The organism is Polaromonas sp., assembly GCF_013817205.1.
Taxonomy (GTDB): Bacteria; Pseudomonadota; Gammaproteobacteria; order Burkholderiales; family Burkholderiaceae_C; genus Polaromonas.
Window position 1 is genome coordinate 1 of the sequence record NZ_JACDDD010000077.1, and the last position, 18,565, is coordinate 18,565.

At 62.2% G+C, this 18,565-nt stretch carries 12 protein-coding genes; 3 read left to right on the forward strand and 9 right to left on the reverse strand.

The features are described 5' to 3' along the window. Nucleotides 1-312: 312 nt before the first annotated feature. The 7 genes from urtD to H0W47_RS15270 form a co-directional block, all read right to left on the reverse strand. The gene (urtD, locus tag H0W47_RS15240; protein ID WP_296925892.1) at nucleotides 313-1,194 is read right to left on the reverse strand and encodes an urea ABC transporter ATP-binding protein UrtD; all 882 of its coding nucleotides are present in this window, start codon (nucleotides 1,192-1,194) and stop codon (nucleotides 313-315) included. Beyond that, nucleotides 1,191-2,309 carry an urea ABC transporter permease subunit UrtC gene (urtC, locus tag H0W47_RS15245; protein WP_296925894.1) on the reverse strand — a complete coding sequence of 373 codons (1,119 nt, stop codon included), beginning with the start codon at nucleotides 2,307-2,309 and terminating at the stop codon, nucleotides 1,191-1,193. Before urtC ends, urtD begins: the two co-directional genes overlap by 4 nt. Then, entirely contained in the window at nucleotides 2,306-3,880 is a 1,575-nt protein-coding gene (gene urtB / locus H0W47_RS15250) for an urea ABC transporter permease subunit UrtB (protein ID WP_296925896.1), read from the reverse strand. The genes urtC and urtB overlap by 4 nt, the downstream gene beginning before the upstream one ends. A 201-nt stretch (nucleotides 3,881-4,081) precedes the next feature. Further along, the gene (urtA, locus tag H0W47_RS15255) at nucleotides 4,082-5,359 is read right to left on the reverse strand and encodes an urea ABC transporter substrate-binding protein (RefSeq protein ID WP_296925898.1); all 1,278 of its coding nucleotides are present in this window, start codon (nucleotides 5,357-5,359) and stop codon (nucleotides 4,082-4,084) included. A gap of 179 nt (nucleotides 5,360-5,538) precedes the next feature. Further along, a complete protein-coding gene (locus H0W47_RS15260; protein ID WP_296925900.1) occupies nucleotides 5,539-7,005 on the reverse strand; it encodes an iron-containing redox enzyme family protein in 1,467 nt (488 codons plus the stop codon). Nucleotides 7,006-7,094: 89 nt separating this feature from the next. Continuing rightward, entirely contained in the window at nucleotides 7,095-8,435 is a 1,341-nt protein-coding gene (locus H0W47_RS15265; protein ID WP_296925902.1) for a phosphoribosylglycinamide synthetase C domain-containing protein, read from the reverse strand. A gap of 229 nt (nucleotides 8,436-8,664) precedes the next feature. Beyond that, nucleotides 8,665-9,846 carry an AI-2E family transporter gene (locus tag H0W47_RS15270; RefSeq protein WP_296925904.1) on the reverse strand — a complete coding sequence of 394 codons (1,182 nt, stop codon included), beginning with the start codon at nucleotides 9,844-9,846 and terminating at the stop codon, nucleotides 8,665-8,667. 322 nt (nucleotides 9,847-10,168) lie between these two features. Between H0W47_RS15270 and H0W47_RS15275 the strand changes: the two genes are divergently transcribed. The 3 genes from H0W47_RS15275 (at nucleotide 10,169) to H0W47_RS15285 (ending at nucleotide 12,144) form a co-directional block, all read left to right on the forward strand. Continuing rightward, the gene (locus H0W47_RS15275) at nucleotides 10,169-10,582 is read left to right on the forward strand and encodes an EF-hand domain-containing protein (protein WP_296925906.1); all 414 of its coding nucleotides are present in this window, start codon (nucleotides 10,169-10,171) and stop codon (nucleotides 10,580-10,582) included. A 176-nt stretch (nucleotides 10,583-10,758) separates the two neighbouring features. Further along, nucleotides 10,759-11,685: a helix-turn-helix transcriptional regulator gene (locus tag H0W47_RS15280; RefSeq protein ID WP_296925908.1), complete on the forward strand. Its 927-nt coding sequence runs from the start codon at nucleotides 10,759-10,761 to the stop codon at nucleotides 11,683-11,685. Between the two features lie 9 nt (nucleotides 11,686-11,694). After that, the gene (locus H0W47_RS15285; RefSeq protein ID WP_296925911.1) at nucleotides 11,695-12,144 is read left to right on the forward strand and encodes a VOC family protein; all 450 of its coding nucleotides are present in this window, start codon (nucleotides 11,695-11,697) and stop codon (nucleotides 12,142-12,144) included. Between the two features lie 94 nt (nucleotides 12,145-12,238). Here the strand turns inward: H0W47_RS15285 and H0W47_RS15290 are convergent, their stop codons facing one another. Next, entirely contained in the window at nucleotides 12,239-17,422 is a 5,184-nt protein-coding gene (locus H0W47_RS15290; protein ID WP_296925913.1) for a PAS domain S-box protein, read from the reverse strand. Between the two features lie 258 nt (nucleotides 17,423-17,680). Continuing rightward, complete coding sequence (locus H0W47_RS15295) at nucleotides 17,681-18,154, reverse strand: CreA family protein (protein ID WP_296925915.1); 474 nt, start codon at nucleotides 18,152-18,154, stop codon at nucleotides 17,681-17,683. Nucleotides 18,155-18,565 lie beyond the last annotated feature (411 nt).

Genomic DNA, 18,565 nt, shown 5'->3' on the forward strand with positions numbered 1-18,565 from the left:
GAAGCGCTTTGCGCGACCTCGCCGGAACCCGTTCCCGCGTTCCCCACCCTTCTGTATGCGCCGAGGAGCGGAGGTCCAGACGGACAAGGACGGGCGATTGTCTGAGCGTAGCGAGTTCGAGCCCGGCCCCGGCTGGACCGAGCACCGCAGGTTGCCCCGGAGCGAAGCGCAGGGGACGCAGACAGCAGGGTCGCCTTTTCTTTGGTGACTTTCTTTTGGCGAGACAAAAGAAAGTTACTTGCCGCCGGGCAACCCCCGGCTTGCAGGCGGACCCGGGGGGCGCGAACTTTCCCGCTCAGGACGCTGGCAGAATCAACGCCCAAGGTACACCTCGATCACCCGTTCATCCGCCTGCACCTGATCCAGCGTGCCTTGCGCCAGCACCGAGCCATCACACAACACCGTGACGATTTCGGAAATCGTCTTGATGAAGCTCATGTCATGCTCCACCACCATCAGCGAATGTTTGCCCTTGAGCGTGAGGAAGAGTTCGGCCGTGCGTGCAGTCTCCTCGTCCGTCATGCCGGCCACCGGCTCGTCGAGCAGCAGCAGCTTGGGGTCCTGCATCAGCAGCATGCCGATCTCCAGCCACTGCTTTTGCCCGTGGCTCAGATTGCCGGCCATGCGGTGCACGCTGTCGGCCAGGTGAATCGTCACCAGGATTTCGGCCAGCCGGTCGCTTTGTGCCGAGTCGAGCTTGAAGAACATCGACGACTTCACGCCCTTGTTGGTCTTGAGCGCGAGTTCGAGGTTTTCAAACACAGTGAGCTGCTCGAACACCGTGGGTTTCTGGAACTTGCGGCCTATGCCGAGCTGGGCAATCTGCGGCTCCGTGTGGCGTAGCAAATCGATGGTACTGCCGAAAAACACTGTGCCTTCGTCGGGCCGGGTCTTGCCGGTAATGATGTCCATCATGGTGGTCTTGCCAGCGCCGTTGGGGCCGATGATGCAGCGCAACTCCCCCGGCGCAATGTCCAGCGACAGCTTGTTGATGGCCTTGAAGCCGTCGAAGCTGACACTCACATCTTCCAGATAGAGGATGCGACCGTGTGTCACATCGACCTCGCCCGGCGTGGCAATGCGACCTGCACTCGCATTGCGGCCGCCAGATGCTGTGTTGCTGCGGCTGCCCGCCAGTGCGGCGCGGCGCTCTTCGATGCGGCGCGCGCCCTGCTCTAGCAGATCCGGCGTCATTTCGACTCTCCTTTGCGCAGTTTTTTGACCAGGCCGACCACACCATTCGGCAGAAACAGGGTGACCGCAATGAACAGCAAACCGAGGAAATACAGCCAGTACTCGGGGTAAGCCACCGTCAGCCAGCTCTTGGCACCGTTGACGATGAAGGCGCCGACGATCGGGCCGATCAGGGTGGCGCGCCCGCCGACCGCCGCCCAGATGGCCATCTCGATGGAGTTGGCCGGACTCATCTCGCTCGGGTTGATGATGCCGACTTGCGGCACATACAGCGCGCCGGCAATGCCGCACATCACAGCCGAGATGGTCCAGATGGTCAGCTTGTAGCCAATCGGGTTGTATCCCGAGAACATCACGCGCGTCTCGGCATCACGAATCGCCTGCAGCACCCGGCCAAACTTGCTGCGCACCAGCCACTTGGCAAACAGGAAAAAACCGAGCAGGGTCAGGCCGGTGATAACAAACAAGGTCATACGCATGCCGGGTGTGGCAATGGGCATGTCCAGGATCCGCTTGAAGTCAGTAAAACCGTTGTTGCCCCCGAAGCCGGTCTCGTTGCGGAAGAACAGCAGCATGGCCGCGAAAGTCATGGCCTGCGTGATGATGGAAAAGTACACGCCCTTGATGCGCGAGCGGAAGGCGAAGTAACCAAACACAAATGCCACCACGCCGGGCACCAGCACAATCAGGAACAGCGTGGCGATGAAGCTGTCGCTGAAGCTCCAGTGCCAGGGCAGTTCTTTCCAGTCGAGAAAGACCATGAAGTCCGGCAAATCACTTTTGTAGTTGCCGTCACGGCCGATCTGGCGCATCAGATACATGCCCATGGCATAACCGCCAAGCGCAAAAAACAGGCCGTGGCCCAGCGACAAAATACCGGTGTAGCCCCAGATCAGGTCCATGGCCAGCGCCACGATGGCGTAACACATGATCTTGCCGAGCAAGGCCACCGCGTAGGTGCTCATGTGGAACATGCTGGTCTCGGGCACCAGCAGGTTGAGCACGGGCGCGAGCGCGCAGACCATCAGCAGCGCGACGATAAAGGCGCTCAAACCTGCGCGGGTGAACAAGGGGCCTTTGGAAGGAAGGACCACGGAGGACATGGGTGTGCTCATGCTTCCGCACTCCGTCCCTTCATCGCGAAGATGCCCTGCGGCCGCTTCTGGATGAAGATGATGATGAGTACCAGCACCGCAATCTTGGCCAGCACTGCGCCGGTCCAGCCTTCGAGGAATTTGTTCAAAATGCCCAGGCCCAAGGCGGCGTACACGGTGCCGGCCAATTGGCCCACGCCGCCCAGCACCACCACCATGAAGGCGTCCACGATGTAGCCCTGGCCCAGGTCCGGGCCGACGTTGCCGACCTGGCTGAGTGCGCAACCGGCCAGGCCTGCAATGCCTGAGCCCAGCGCAAACGCATAGGTGTCCACGCGAGCAGTGTTCACACCCATGCACGAGGCGATGGGACGGTTTTGCGTGACGCCGCGCACAAACAGGCCAAGCCGTGTCTTGCTGATCAGCCAGGCCATGCCCAGCAGCACCGCAATTGCAAAACCGATGATGACGAGGCGGTTGTAGGGCAGCGAGAGGTTGCCCAGCACCTGAACGCCGCCGCTCATCCACACGGGGTTTTCGACACCGACGTTTTGCGCACCGAAGATCGAGCGCACCAGCTGCTGCAGCATCAGGCTGATGCCCCAGGTCGCCAGCAAGGTTTCGAGCGGCCGGCCGTAGAGGAAACGGATCACACCGCGCTCCAGCGCCGCACCCATCAGCGCTGATGACAAAAAGGCCACCGGCACAGCGGCCAGCAAATACCAGTCAAAAAAGCCAGGCAGGTAGTTCTGAAAGACACCCTGCACCACATAGGTGGTGTAGGCGCCAATCATCATGAGCTCGCCGTGGGCCATGTTGATGACGCCCATCAGGCCGTAGGTGATGGCCAGTCCCAGCGCCACCAGCAGCAAAATGCTGCCCAGGCTGATGCCGCTGAACACCGCGCCCAGCTTGTCGCCCCAGGCCAGCGCCGACTCGACCTTGCGCAGCGATGCCTGCAGCGCACTCTTGACCTCCGGGTCCTGTTCTTCCGACAGGCGTGCGATCAGCACGGTTTTGCTGATCGGGTTGTTGCTGCCCGACAGGCGTGCGGCTGCTTCCAGACGTTTGGCCTTGTCGGTACTGCTCAAGAGAATCGTGGCACGCACCATCTCCAGCTGGCTTTTCAGCGCCGGCACGGTTTCGGCCGCCCAGGCTTTTTCTATCAGCGGCAGTCGCGACTCGTCGGCCCCGCTCGACAGGGTCTTGATGGCCTCGGCGCGGACGTTTTCCTCTTTGGAAAAAAGCTTGAGGGACGCCAGCGCGTTGTCCAGCTCGCCGCGCATCAGGTTGTTGTTGATCACGTCCTCGGCGTCCGCCGGCATGGCAAGTTCGGCGCCAGTGACGGGGTCGTAAGCCTTGTCGTCCTTGATGACAAACACCTTGTTGCCGGACGTCTTGACCGCGTCGCCGGCCAGGGCCTGGATGAAGGCGGCGGTTTTTTCGTCGGGCACAGCCGAAGCCTTGATCAGGGCTTCGACCCGGGTCTCGGTTTCGCCAAGCGCTATGCCCTTGACCTCTTCAGGTGTCAGGGCGTATGCACCGGCGGAGAACAAGACTGTTGCAGATAGAAGGAATGTGCGAATCATCATGTTGAAGAATTTGTAGGGTGGGCACCGCAGCCTGCCAGTACGGCTTGAGGCGGTGCCCAGACTGCAACTCCCTGGGTTCGGCTTCTGTTGTTCATGCACCGGAGTAGCGCAAGAAGCGGGCCAGACCAAAAAAAACCGCACCTGTTTGCTTAAAACCAGGTGCGGCTTGCCCCGCAGGGCGTGAGCCCCGCGGCAGTGGCCCTATTTGCCTGCCATTTTTGCCGGCTCGTCAGGCTTCTTATCGTTGCCTTCGATGTACGGGCTCCATGGCTTGGCTTTCACCGGGCCGGGTGTTTTCCACACCACGTTGAACTGGCCGTCGGCCTTGATCTCGCCGATGAATACCGACTTGTGCAAGTGGTGGTTCTTCTCGTCCATCTTGGAAACGATGCCCGAGGGTGCCTTGAAGGTCTGGCCGGCCATCGCGGCAATCACTTTGTCGGTGTCGGTGGACTTGGCTTTTTCAACAGCCTGCTTCCACATGTTGATGCCGATGTAAGTCGCTTCCATCGGGTCATTGGTCAACGGCTTGTCCTTGTGACCCGCGATACCCTTGGCCTTGGCATAGTCGCCCCACTTCTTGATGAACTCGGTATTGGCCGGGTTCTTGATCGACTGGAAGTAGTTCCAGGCAGCCAGGTGGCCCACCAGCGGCTTGGTGTCCACCCCGCGCAACTCTTCTTCACCCACCGAGAAGGCCACCACCGGCACGTCCTTGGCTTTCAGGCCGGCATTGCCGAGCTCCTTGTAGAAAGGAACATTGGAGTCGCCGTTGATGGTGGAGACCACAGCGGTTTTGCCGCCGGCAGAAAACTTCTTCACATCGGCCACGATGGTCTGGTAATCGGAATGGCCGAAGGGCGTGTACTTCTCATCGATGTCCTTGTCGGCCACGCCCTTGCTCTTCAAGTAAGCGCGCAGGATCTTGTTGGTGGTGCGGGGGTACACATAGTCGGTGCCCAGCAGAACCCAACGCTTGGCGCCACCGCCCTCCTTGCTCATCAAGTAGTCAACAGCTGGAATGGCCTGCTGATTTGGCGCTGCGCCGGTGTAAAACACGTTTTTGGACAACTCTTCACCCTCGTACTGCACGGGGTAGAACAGCAGTCCGTTCATTTCCTCTACCACCGGCAGCACTGACTTGCGGGACACCGAGGTCCAGCAGCCGAAAATCACCGAAACCTTGTCCTGACCCAGCAGTTGTTTGGTTTTTTCAGCAAACAGCGGCCAGTTGGAGGCGGGATCCACAATCACGGGCTCAAGCTTCTTGCCGAGCACGCCACCCTTGGCGTTGATTTCGTCAATCGCCATCAGCACGGTGTCTTTCAACACGGTTTCCGAGATGGCCATGGTGCCCGACAGGCTGTGCAGAATGCCCACCTTGATGGTGCCACCCGACTGGGCGTGGGCTGGCAGAACCGACAGGCCCGCCAGGGCGACGGCGGCGCTCAGCGCCTTGAGGGTAAAACGACGTTGCATGTTCAGCTTCTCCGGTAGGTGGTCAATCACATGTCGCTACGCAAAAGCCGGGGAAACGGCCTTGCTGAAGCGATGAAGTGATTCTGGGGACCGGAGGGCGAACGGGATATACGCCGGGTGGCGTATGCAGGATGGGGACTAAAAGGCAGCCCAGGGATGAGCTGCAGGCCGTGCCAGACCTAGAAGCTGGCCATGCGCTGCATGAACAGCCGCGTCGCCTGCAAGCCCGCCGGCGTCCAGTGTTGGCTGGGCGCCATGGCCTTCACCAGCAGCCTGGCCTGGCCGCCGTCGTCCAGGGTGCTTAACTGCAGTTTGAGCGCCTCGAGGTCGACGTCAAGCAGTTCGTCCGCTTGCGCAGCATCAAAAGCAGACTCGCCGCGGGTGGCCGCGAGGCGTGCCGCAACCCGGAAGCTGGGCCGGCGTGTGGCGTTTGCCTCGCGGAGGTTTTCTGTATACGCCCGGCCGTCGCGGCTGGCCTCGCCGCGTAGCCAGTCGTGGATCAGTTGCAGCTCATACGGGCTGAACACACCGAACATCTCGGCACGCGGGCCTTGCAGCAAGCTCCAGAAGCGACTCTCTTCAACCGGCGTGCCGCGTTTGATCCAGCCGGCATTCTGCAAGGCACCGAGGAATTCCGGGATGTCTTCCTTGCGTGCCAGCCAGTCGTTGATGTTGCGCCCGGCGACACGGCAGTAGTCGGAGTGCGCGCCGTGGCCCGCGGCACTTTTGTGCGAGAAGATGCGTATCACTTCGCGCTCGATGTCAAATCCGTCGATCACATCGGTGCTGCCCACGCCCGCATTGCTGAGCTGGAAGCCCTGCCGCACACGGCGCCAGAAATCGTCCGCATCGCCTAGGCGTGGCAGGTTGTCCAGCACCGCCTGCACCGCACGTTTCGCATGGCCGGTGTCCGGGTTGTCGACTGTCACGTGCAGCGTGAAGTAATAAGGGTCCAGCCCCAGCTCATTAAGTTCGTACGCCGTGATCAGCAGGTGCAGCGGCAGCTGTTCATAACCGAGGTTGAAGCCGATGACTTCCGGCAAATAGTCTTCCGCACTGCAGCCCAGCGCAAGCTGGATCACGCCCTGGGTGTACAGGCGGTCATCTAGATTCTCCAACGAATCCAGACCATGCCGCGCCAGCAAGGCGCGGTAGATCACCACATGATTTTTGTCCGCCGCGCCGTCGCCCAGCTCCTCGATGTAAATGCGCAGCAGGTCCGAAAAGCGCGGATTGCGCCAGTGTTTGAGCACGCCGTAAAGCCAAGCGCCGTCCACCAGCTTGGTCGGTGCGACCGCCCGCAGAAAATACAGCGCGTGGGCGCGGTTGCCGAAATAGCGGCGTGGTGCGCCGGCCTTGCGTTCTTCCAGGTACTGGCCATAAGCGGTAGTCGCGCGCTGGGCAACCGCATGCGTCCAGCCCTCCAGCCCCTGTGGCGTCTCAGGCAGGTCGCAGGACAAGTTGGCTGTGCTGGCGATCTGCCCATCGAGAAATTGCGCTGCCGCGCTGTTCAGGGCGCCCGTGGTGTCCGCTGCCAGCAGTTGGCTGTAGAAACGGGCCAGCGTGCCACCGGGCACGGCAAGTGCAGCAGGACCAGGCGGCGCAGCTGGTGGGCGGGAATGCCATTCATTCGCAGATATAAACATGGTCAGTCAGGTGTTGAGACCATTTCACGATGCGTGCCAAGGGGCACGGGCCGTATAGGTGAGCCGCCCCAGCCTCGGTGGGAGACCTCCTACCCGGGTCGTACCCCGCCGCCCTGCCCGGGCACATCGGCATCGAGCCAGCCCAGCGCCACCAGCATGAGCAGGTCGCGCGAGATAACCCGGTCGCCAATGTCGGTGCGGTAGCGCAGGTTCGGGATCACCACCTGTCGCGCCACCTGGTAAGCGTGGTCGCGTGCCTGGCGGACACTGCCCCCTGTGCCAGTAGCCACTCCGATGTAGCCGCTGGCGCCGCTGGTCACCAGCTGGCCGCGCACCGTCGCGACCTCGGCAAAGTGCACGGCCTCACGCTCCGCGGCGCTCATCTGCGGGCGAAAGCAGATCGGCTCGCCCTTGGACAGCTCCGCATACCCCTGGCGATAGGGAAAAGGCGGAACCGTCAACACCACACCTGCGGCAAACCCGCCCCGCGTATGCAGGTGCAGACTGTCCCGGCGCAACATACGCATGAAGATGTCTTCCCAGGGTTCGGCATGCAGGGCCTCGCAGATGGCGAAACCCGGGTATCCAAAACGGCTGGTGAATTCCAGCGGCCACAGTCCCGCTTCGTTGGCAATCAGATTGACATTGATGTAGCCGCAGTACCCGCCTTCACGCAGCAGCCCGGCCAGCGGCGCCAACGCAGCGTCAAACAGGCGCCTGGATCCGCGGTAGCTCACAATGGTGCCCATCTCGCCGGTCAGCTCGCCGAGCTCACCCGAAAAAAACCGCTTGTGCTCGAAGTCGATGCAGGCGGTGTCAAGAAACGCCTCGCCGTTGAAATAGGCGCCGACACCGACCTCCACGCCCTGCAGATGCTCCATCAGCACGAAGTCGGGATTGGCACCGGGCGGCGCATGGTCACGGTACATCGCCAGCAGCGCCAGCATGTCGGCGCCGTCGTCCAGCTCGCCGATGTAGTTGCGAGTGCGCGGGCTGTCTGCGCCGTTGAACTTCAGGACATAACGCCCACCCTCGCGTTGCAGAAAAGCAATGGCATCGCCGTACGCCGTGAAGCTGTGGCTGTGGGCGGTCTGCAGCCCGCTGGCGCGCAGCACCTGCTGGCCGAACTCCCTGTCGGCTTCCAGCCGATCACCGAGTGCGCTGCCGCCAATCACCTGAAAGCCGTCGCGGCGCAGTTCATCCTGCGCGAGCCCCTCGGTGGCCGATTCGAACAGCGCAATGCCGCTCGCACCCGCCGCGCGAAGCCAGTCCAGTTCAGCGCGCCAATCATCAACCCGCTGCAGCATGCCGCCAAACACATCATGGCAGGCCGGGTCCTCGACAAACACCCGGACCTCATGGCCGCGGGCCGCCAGCCCGTGATACATGGCGGCCAGATCGTTGTAGTCGCCAATACCGAGAAACCTCATGGCGGATTCAACCGGCGCGCGGGCGGGCAAAAAAATCTCAAGTCAGGCATGCGTTGGGCTGCTTTGCAGAGTCGGAGCTTCAGAGCCTAGAGGGGCCGAATCCGCCGCCTGCCCCGCCATTCGGTGCGTGATGATGTAGGTGCAAAGCGCGTCAACAACAACCGTGGCGGTGCTGCGCTATCATTTTGATAGCTATACGCCCTTTATAGACGAGGGCTACAACCCGACTTCAATCCAGACCGGAGCGCCTTGGCACCTGCCGCTCTTTCGCGGCCCCGGGTTCTCGCGCAACGACCGTCACTTGTTCTGGCGCTGGCACTGGGGGCTGCACCACCGGGTGGGCAGCCTCCTCGCGCGCCTTGGAAAACAGGTCCCAGGCGGCCATGAACATCGCCGCCACCACCGGGCCGATCACAAACCCGTTCAGCCCAAAAATTGCCATGCCGCCCAAGGTGGAAATCAGCACTACGTAGTCAGGGATCTTGGTGTCCTTGCCGACCAGCAGCGGCCGCAGGATGTTGTCGACCAGACCGATCACCAGCACACCGAAGGCCGTCAGGATCAAGCCCTTGGTCAGGTCGCCGGTAACCAGAAAATACACCGCCACCGGCCCCCAGACCAGCGCCGCGCCCACGGCCGGCAGCAACGAAAGGAAGGCCATCAGTGTGCCCCACAAGACCGGCGCGTGGATGCCCAGCATCCAGAAGATCAAGCCGCCCAGCGCGCCCTGCAGCATGGCCACCACCACATTGCCCTTGACGGTGGCGCGGATCACGGTGACAAACTTGCCCGACAGCTCGCGCTTGATGCCGGATTCCAGCGGCACCGCATCGCGGATACGCCGGGACAGCGCGCCGCCGTCGCGCAGCAGGAAAAACAAGATGTAGAGCATCACGAAAAAGCTGACCACAAAATCAAAGGCGTTTTGCCCGATGTTCAGCGCCTGGGTCGCCAGAAACTGGCTGCCCTTGGAAATGCTGGACGACACCCGCTCCAGGATCACGCCCGTGCTGTTCAGGCCGAAACGGTCCAGCAGCCCGGTAACCCAGGCCGGCAGCGCGCCGTAGACCTGCTGGAAGTAGCTGCCCACACTGAGTTCACCCGACTGCATGCGTTGGTACAGCGCCGATGCTTCCTGCACCAGCGAAGCGACGATCAGGCCCAGTGGCAGGATGACCGCCACCAGGATGATGGCCAGGGTGGCCAGTGCGGCCAGCGTGCGCCGGCCCGGCATGGCCTTGAGCAGACGCACAAACAGCGGGGTGAACATCAGCGCGAAGATGGCGCCCCAGAAGACCGCACCATAAAACGGCCAGAGCACCCAGACAAAGGCCAGCGACACCACCAGCAGCAGCAGCAGGAAAAAGCGGTTTTCGAGGGAAGTGGAGCGGGCGATGCTGGATAGTTTCATGATGCGTGCCTATGCAGAAAGGGAGCAAGGGGTTCACAGCGATGGTATCGGCAAAACACCGGGATCCCGCTGCGGCCCGCCATTGCTACTGAATTTATAGCTGCCTGCGCCCAGCAGACGGGGGCTGAAGGCCAATTCGATGCCTGAAAAAGCGCCAGGGCCGGCGGGCAGGCAACGCCCCGGCATGAGGGCGGGCGCAAAGAAGAGTGTCGGTACACTCCCACGATGTAAAGCGGCGAAACACCCTGCAAAACTGCTGGCATAGCCGGCCGCGCCGACGTCCAATAGCAATTTGTCTGACCGAAGGTTCGCAAAGGTTCTAATGCCCGTAACTGCTTCCAAACCCCTGCATCAGCCGCTTCCCGACCGGTCACGCGCGGCACTGACACCCGGTGGCCACCGCGTTTCCACCGCGTTTTGGGTACTCGGCACGGGCCTCGCGCTGGGCGCCGCCGCTTTGCTGCCTGCTGCCCGCGCGCAGGCGCAAACGCCCCCGCCGTCCGCTGCACCCGTCGTTGCACCTGTCACCGCGCCGGCCAAACCCAAATACACGGTCGCGCAGATTGCGCAGGCTTTCGCCTTCATCGACAGCAACAAGAATGGCAAGCTCAGCCGCGAGGAGGCCGCCGGTTTTCGCGGCGTGGCGCGCCACTTTGACAAAGCCGATACCAACAAGGACGGCGAGTTGTCACGCAAAGAGTTCGAAAAGGCCCTGAGCGGTGAAAAGCCCCGTTGAGCCCGTGGCCAGTATTTTGCTATCAAAATATGAGCTGATCGCGCTTGTCACGCGCGGGCTGAGGCTGGATTTGGCGTAAAACTGTCGCAGCCGGCTCGGGCCCATGATGCACGGGCTGTACCGGTCGTCAAGGGCTTGCCTATACTGGCGCGGAAACTCCGAAGCGCCTTCACACCATGCAACGCGCACCCCACCCCATGCTCCAGGACCTGGTCCGGCAGGTCTGGTTCAGCGCGCCTTCACAAGACTCGCCCTACCCTGCTGCGACGACGCAAGAGTGGATGATGCCAACCGGCGAGATGCACCTGGTGCTGCGCCTGGCCGGCCCGCCTGTCAGCGTTTTTGACCACCCGGGCGACGCTGTTCCGCGCAAGCTGGGTTATGCCATGGCAAACGGTGCGCGTGCCGGCATGTACGCCAAGGCCGTGGATGCCGGCGCCTCGTCCATCGGCCTGCAACTGCTCCCTGGCGCGTCCCTGGCCCTGCTCGGTCTGCCGGCCGATGAACTGGCGGGGCGCCATGTGCAGCTGCAGGACCTCTGGGGTACCGACGCCAGCTTGCTGCACGAGGCTTTGCTCGCCGCGCCATCGGCCGAGGGCAAACTGCACCGGCTGGAAGCCTTCCTGATGACACGCCTGGCACGCTCGCCAGCGCCGGGCGTACATCCCGCCCTGCTGGCCGGCCTGCAGCAATTGCGCGCCGGCAGCAGCGTCAAGCTTGCCGCCGGCCACAGCGGCTACAGCGAGCGGCAGTTTGTGCGCCTTTTCTCGCAAACCGTCGGTCTGCCGCCCCGGCTGTACCTGCGCGTGCAGCGATTCCAGCAAGCCTTGCGCCTGATGCAGGACCCGGCACCGCAACGTGCAGCTCTGGCCACGGTGGCGTTTGAGGCCGGCTACAGCGACCAGCCGCATTTCAACCGCGATTTCCGCGCGTTTTCCGGCCTGACGCCTGAGCAGTACCGGGCCGCCCGGCCGGCCAACGCCAACCATGTCCCAGTTTCAATCATGGCCAGCGGCGCGGCGATGTCCGTTTTGTTCAAGACAGGCGCACACAAGCCGCCTAGACTGCGGGCTCAGGGTGCACCCCGCACCTGCTTTTTTTGAGGAGACCCCATGGCGATTCACGAACTGTTTGCCTGCATGCGTGTGAAGAACACCAGCGCAGCCATTGATTTCTATACCCACGTCTTCGGCGTGACCGAAAAATTCCGGCTGGTCGAGCCGAGCGGCCGCGTCGGCCACGCGGAGCTGGACTTCAATGGGGCAATCCTGATGTTGTCCGACGAATTTCCGGAGTACGGCATGCTGGCGCCGCAGCCCGGCGCACCGCTGGCCATGAGCCTGCACCTGCATGTGGACAACTGCGACGAGGTGATCGCACGCGCGCTTGAGGCCGGTGCGACGCTGGAGATGGCAGCCCAGGACCACTTTTACGGTGAGCGCTCGGGCAGTTTCATTGATCCCTTTGGCCACCGCTGGAACGTGGGCCACGCTGTTGAGGACCTCAGCACCGACGAGATGCAGCGCCGCTACACCGCCATGCTGACCCAGACTTCACCCTGAAGTCGCTATAAAAACAATAGCTGCTCGCGCTGGCAGGCAAGAGCTACAGGTCAATTTTCCTCACGAAATTCCGGCCAGGATGGCTGTACCAGCGTTATTTCCAGACCCCTTTGGTGTCGGTCAAAACGCGCTGCAGGGTCTGCAGCAGTTCCTCGTTGGTGGTGTGGGCCTTGAGCAGAACGGCTGCCACCTCGGCGTGCTGCTGCCGGTTCACGTCCTGCGCAGAAAACACCACCACCGGGGGGGGCGGGGTCATGGCCTCGATATCGGCCAGCAGATCCCAGCCCGAGCTGTCGCCCAGCGCCAGATCCAGCAGCACCAGGTCAAAGTGCTGCTGGTGCAGCCGCGTACGCGCTTCGGCGAGCGTGGCGGCAAATTCAAAGGTCGCGAAATCCTGCGCAATGGCAGCGGCAATGCGCTGGATGTCGAGATCGTCCTCGACGTGCAGAATCCTCGGCTTGCTGCCAGCGCCGGCAATGGCGCGCCGCAGGCCGACGATCAACAAGTTCTGGTCAATCGGTTTTTCAAGCCAGTCCGACACGGACAGCAACTGGTTATTGAACTGAAGCTCCCCGTCGCCGGCACTGGCTGACACCACGACGATGGGCAGGTCGCGCGTCGAGTCCTGGCTGCGCAGGGTCCGGATCAGCGTGAGCCCGTCGGCGTCGGGCAACTTCAGGTCCACCGTCATGGCCGCATACGGCCGCAGTGCCAGCAGCGCCTGCGCCTGCGCCGCGCTGTTGGCTTCGTCCGCGTCGAAGCCGCCCCGGTCCAGCATCATGACGATCAGGTGTGCGATGTCGCGGTCGTCTTCACAGACCAGCACACGTTGGCGATCGCCGTCGTCCGCCTGCGCCGCTAGCGCCGGGGTCGCTGATGCCGACGCTGCGGACACCGGCTCCTTCCACTCCGGCAACTCAAAGAAAAAAGTGGTCCCCACACCGGCGCCGGTCGTGAAGCCGATGCTTCCGCCCAGCCTTTCGATGATTGCGCGTGAGATGTTCAGCCCCAGCCCGGTGCCACCCTTGGCCCGCGTGTCGGACGAATCGGCCTGGGTGAACTTCTGGAAGATGCGCCCGCGGAAGTCTTCCGGAATGCCCGGGCCGTGGTCGCGCACCTCGACACGCAGGTTGGTGCCGGCGCGCAATACCTGCACCTCTACCGGCATGTCCGGTGGGGAATACTTCATGGCATTGGACAGCAGATTGGTGATGACCTGAACCAGGCGGTCACTGTCGGCCCTGACCACCAGCGGGCCGTCGGCCAGCTCCAGCTTCAGGGGTACCAGCTGCGCCGTGCCGTAGTGGCTGTTGGCCGCCAGCACCTGGGCCAGCAAGGGCCCCAGGTCGATGGACTGCACATTCAGACCCATCTTGCCGGATTCGATTTTTTCGATGTCCAGGATGTCGTTGATCAGGCGGATCAGACGCTCGCAGTTGTTGCTGGCAATACCGATCAGGTTTTTCGCCATGTCCGGCAACACACCCGCCACCCCGCCCGACATCAGGCCCAGCGATCCACGGATGGAGGTCAGCGGCGTGCGCAGCTCATGGCTGACGGTGGAGACAAACTCGCTCTTCATGCGGTCGATGCGCTTGAGCTCGGTGACATCGGTCCCCAGCGCATAAAAGCCGATCACCTGGGCGCTGGCGCCATCGCCGTAACGCGGGAAATAGTTGACGATGAAATCGCGCATGGCGCCCTGGGGCGACTGGCGACGGCGATCGAACACAACCGGGTAGCCCGACAGCACCTCTTCAACCCAGGGCCGCGCCAGCTCATAACCTTCCTCGCCCAGAACCTCACGCATGGTCCGTCCGTTGATCTGGTCGCGCGCCAGTCCCAGGCCCTCGGCATAGGTGCGGTTGTGAAACCGGTACACCTGCGAAGCGTCTACATAGGTAATGAACGCGGGCATAGTGTCGGCGATGTCGCGCAGCTGCGCCTCGCTGGCACGCAGTGCATCCTGCACCAGACGCATGTCGGTGGTGTCCCTGCCGGTGCCGTGGTAACCAGTGAAGCGCCCGGTGGCATCGAAGATCGGCACGCCGCTGATGCTCACATAACGGATCACCCCATTGGCGTCGAGTCGGGTAACTTCAAAATCGCGGAAGGTCTCATGCCGTTCAAGCTGCGCCTTGTGCGCCGCCCAGACCTCGTCGCTCATGCCCACAGAGGGCAGTTCCCAGCGCGTGTTGCCGATGGCGGTGTGGCCACTGAACGCCCCGGTATGCGCATGTCGTGCCTCGCCTGAAATCTCGACAAACCGGAAATTTTCATCCTGCTCCCAAAACCAGTCAGACGACAGCTCGGTCAGCGCACGGAAACGCTCCTCGCTTTCGCGCAACACCACCTCGGCATTCTTGCGCTCGGTGATGTCCTGCACCTGCGAGATGAACAGCAGGGGCCGCCGGTCCGGGTCGCGCACCAGCGAGCAGCTCAGATGCGCCCAGACGATGCGGCCGCTCTTGTGAAAGTAGCGCTTTTCCCACTGGTAGGTTTCTATTTCACCGGCCAGCGCCCGCTTGCGCTGCAACACGTCGTACTCGACGTCGTCGGGGTGGGTCACGTCGTGAATCGTGCGCGACAGCATCTCGGCCTCGGAGTAACCGAGCATCTGGCAGAAAGCGCTGTTGACACGCAGGCGGCGCGAATCTATCGCGACCAGCGCCATGCCGATGGCTGAATGTTCGAAAGCATTGCTGAACTGCTGGTCGCTGAGGTTGAAGGTGTCGTTGTCGCTGCTGACCGCGCCGGCAGCCAGCGCCCCGCCACTCGCGCCCTCCGCACCCGCAACCAGCTGACCGCCGCGTGACACGCGGGCCAGCGCAAAGCCGGTGTCCTCGGCCTTGTCGGCCTGCGGCTGTTCGCTGCCAAGGGTGAAGTAAAACGTGCTGCCCTCGCCGGGGCTGGCTTGCGCCCAGATGCGCCCGCCGTGGCGCGTGATGATGCGCTTGACCGTGGCCAGGCCAATACCGCTGCCGGAAAACTCGTCGGGCGAGTGCAGGCGTTGAAAGGTACCGAACAGCTTGTCGACATAGGCCATGTCGAAGCCGGCGCCGTTGTCGCGCACAAAATACACCAGCTGTTGGTCGGGCCCTGTTTCCCGGCCAACCGTGATCTCCGCGCCTTCGGTCTTGGAGCTGAATTTCCAGGCGTTGGAGATCAGGTTTTCCAGCACCTGGCGCAGCAGTGCAATGTCGGCACGAACCAGCAGCCCAGGCTCGACATGCGTGCTCACCTGCCGCCCGGCATCGCGCTCGGCGTGTTGCCGCAAAAGCTGGCTGGCCTCTTCACTGATGTCCATGGCCTGCCATTGCAGGCTGGTGCGCGACAACTGGGCCAGCGACAACAGGCCGTCGGTCAGCTCGCCCATGCGCCGTACGCCGGTACGGATACGTGTCAGGTAATGGTCGGCTTTTTCACCCAGTCCAACTGGCAGGGCCTTTTGCAACAGGGCGCTGAAACCATCGATAGCGCTCAGCGGAGAGCGCAAGTCGTGGGCCACCGAATAGGAAAACGCCTCGAGCTCCCGGTTGGCGGCTTCCAGCTGGGCGGTGCGGCGCAGCACCCGGTTTTCAAGGTCCACATTGAGCCGCACGATTTCCATCTCATCGCGTTTGCGCCTGCTGATGTCGGTGATGGTTGTGACAAAGCCTGTCGGCTGCAGCACCCCGCCTTCCATCAGGGGCTGGACGTTGATCTGCACCCACAAGACCTGGCCATCGGGCTTGCGGTAGCAGATCACCACGTCGTTTTGCGGCTGGCCGGTGCGCAGCGCCACGGCGCTGGGGATCTCCTCACTCGGCATCAGGGAGCCGTCTTCACGCAGGGTCTGCCAATCAGGCGCAAGAACCGTGCGACCCTTGATCTCCGCCAGCGTTTTGCCAAGAATGCGTTCCGCACTGGCATTGCAGTCGATAATGAGTCCAGTGGCATCGCGCAGCACTACGCCCTCTGCCAGCGCCGCCACCACCGCCCGGAAACGCGCCTCACCGTCGCGCAGCGCGATTTCAATCAGCTTGCGCGCGGTAATGTCAGAACCGACACCGTGGTAGCCGGCGAAGCGGCCATCAGAATCAAAAAAGGGCTCGCCGCTGACGCAGAGCACACTGAGCCGGCCATCCTGATCCAGCCGCTCGTACTCAAAGTTGCGAAAGATCTCGCGTCGCTCAAGCACCGCGCGGTGGTCGGCCCAGAGTTGCTGATTGGCCGGGCTGGAGTCGATTTCCCAGCGGGTCTTCCCGATGAAGCCGGCGATCCGTTGCCGACTTTCCTCAGTTTCACCACCTGACAGCACCGTCAGGCGGAATTGGTCGTCGGTCTCCCAGTACCAGTCGGAAGACAGCTGGGTCAGGCTGCGAAACTGCAACTCGCTCTGGCGCAGTCGGGCCTCGGCGGCCCGGCGCTCGGTGATGTCTTCAGCAGTGATCAGCAGGTGGCTAACCTTGCCGCTGGCGTCTTTGAGCGCGACCTTGCGCATGTGCACATGGATGGCGCCGCGATGCCGGGTCGCGACAAGCCTGTCCGGAAAATCCTCAGCGTCGCCGCTGCGGATCAGCGCAAGGTCTGCGGCGCGCATGCTCGCGGCTTCTCCCTCCGACCACAGTTCATGGACGGTGCGGCCAATGGCCTCCTCACGCGAGACGCCATAAAGCTCCTGCGCGGCCTTGTTCCAGACCTGAATCGGAAGCCTGCCTTCGGCCGACTTCAGGTGAAGGGCAATCGGGACGTTGTCAACAATCTCATTGAGGAAAGCAAAAGCCTCCCGCTGGTCGTCATCGGCGCGGCGAGCTGCGGTAACGTCCCGCGCCATCCCGCGATAGCCGCAGAACCGGCCTTCACTGTCGAACAGCGGAAATCCGCTGATCAGAAAATAGGTATGCGTCCCGTCGGGGCGCGTGCTCATGTATTCGAAACCGCGAAACGGCTGGCGTGCATCAAGCACTGCACGGTGATCCTCCCATGTGCTGCTCAGTGGGGTGATGCCGGGAAGTTCCCAGCGGCACTTGCCGACGATGTCATCAATCAGTTCGTCGTTGAATATGCTGCTGCCCTGGACAACCGCGAAATCACTAAACCGGTAGTTCGCATCCTGCTCCCAGTACCAGTCGCCGGATATTGCAGCCAGACTGCGCAGGGCGTTGTCCTTGAAAGTGCTCAGGGCAAATTGCTGTTCAGCAAGTTCGCGCCTGAGCGCTTCATTTGCCAGGGCCAGTTCGGCCACCTCGGCTTGCAGGCGATCATGCGCCTGTTGCAAGGCTTGGTCAGGCTTCAATGCCGCGCCCCGGTGTAAGCAATATTGCGGCATCCATAGCAAAGCTTGCCGGTCATCACGCGGAAGGGTGGAAGGCAAGCCCCCGTTGGGGTTGCAGCAGATCGGGGTGCCATGTCTGCCTGTCCTGGTATGGGAGGGAAAAACGCCGGCCCGGGATGCCAGCGATGACAGTCCAAGTGTCCAAGATCTCCCGTGCACCCGGAATAGGGAAAAATCCTTGTTGGTTGTGGGACTGCAACGCCGAACTCCTCCCTGGCATCACTGCAGAGGGATTTTCAGCGCACGATCCACAGGGACCGAAGCAACGCTGTTTTGCGGCGAGCCTTCTATCACACGGTCTGAATAGGTGAGGTAGACCAGCGTATTGCGAGGGGCGTCCACCATGCGGACGATGCGTATTTTTTTGAAAATCAGCGAAATGCGCTCACTGAAAACCTCCTCCTGCACCGGCAGCGGCGCCACAAAAGACACCGGCCCAACCTGCCGGCAGTCAATGGAGGCTTCCGACCGGTCCTCGGCCAGGCCTACCGCGCCCTTGATGCCACCCGTCTTGGCGCGCGACATGTAGCAGGTGACGCCCCTGACCTTGGGGTCGTCATGTGCATGGACCACGATCTTGTGGTCAGGACCGATGAACTTGAACACCGTATCAACTTCGCCAATAGGCTGGGCATGCAGCGGTGTGAATGCAGCGCACAACAGCGCAATCGTCAGGGCAGCGTGGGTGGTCATGGTGGTTCCAGAGCAAATCAATACCCCACTATAACGACGCCGCACTTCTGGAGGAAAATTGAGCTGTGGATGTCTCCACCTGCCTTGCCCGAACGGACTGCGCCGGATATCACAGGGTGATGCAGGGGCAGCAAAGAAGTGAGACTTCGTGGCCAACCGCTTCGCGCTTCAACCACCATGGACTTTTGTTTGACAAAGGTGGGAAAGCCGTTGTAGTGCACCTGACCGGAAAACAACCCCGGCGACGAAGCTGCACCCTTCAGTTGACTATCCGTGTCGAGCGACTTCGTCAGGCTGAATCGCCCCGGGTTTCATGGAGGCTGTTTGGTTTAAGTCATGCCTCCACCGTGGAGGCTTGACTGGCGAGTTGCCGGTAGTAGTTTGCCTCAGCTTCTGCCGGAGGTATATATC

Coding starts and splice junctions, on each gene's coding strand:
- urtD (WP_296925892.1), bottom strand. CDS start 1,194: ATGACGCCGGATCTGCTAGAGCAGGGCGCGCGCCGCATCGAAGAGCGC.
- urtC (WP_296925894.1), bottom strand. CDS start 2,309: ATGAGCACACCCATGTCCTCCGTGGTCCTTCCTTCCAAAGGCCCCTTG.
- urtB (WP_296925896.1), bottom strand. CDS start 3,880: ATGATGATTCGCACATTCCTTCTATCTGCAACAGTCTTGTTCTCCGCC.
- urtA (WP_296925898.1), bottom strand. CDS start 5,359: ATGCAACGTCGTTTTACCCTCAAGGCGCTGAGCGCCGCCGTCGCCCTG.
- H0W47_RS15260 (WP_296925900.1), bottom strand. CDS start 7,005: ATGTTTATATCTGCGAATGAATGGCATTCCCGCCCACCAGCTGCGCCG.
- H0W47_RS15265 (WP_296925902.1), bottom strand. CDS start 8,435: ATGAGGTTTCTCGGTATTGGCGACTACAACGATCTGGCCGCCATGTAT.
- H0W47_RS15270 (WP_296925904.1), bottom strand. CDS start 9,846: ATGAAACTATCCAGCATCGCCCGCTCCACTTCCCTCGAAAACCGCTTT.
- H0W47_RS15275 (WP_296925906.1), top strand. CDS start 10,169: ATGCCCGTAACTGCTTCCAAACCCCTGCATCAGCCGCTTCCCGACCGG.
- H0W47_RS15280 (WP_296925908.1), top strand. CDS start 10,759: ATGCAACGCGCACCCCACCCCATGCTCCAGGACCTGGTCCGGCAGGTC.
- H0W47_RS15285 (WP_296925911.1), top strand. CDS start 11,695: ATGGCGATTCACGAACTGTTTGCCTGCATGCGTGTGAAGAACACCAGC.
- H0W47_RS15295 (WP_296925915.1), bottom strand. CDS start 18,154: ATGACCACCCACGCTGCCCTGACGATTGCGCTGTTGTGCGCTGCATTC.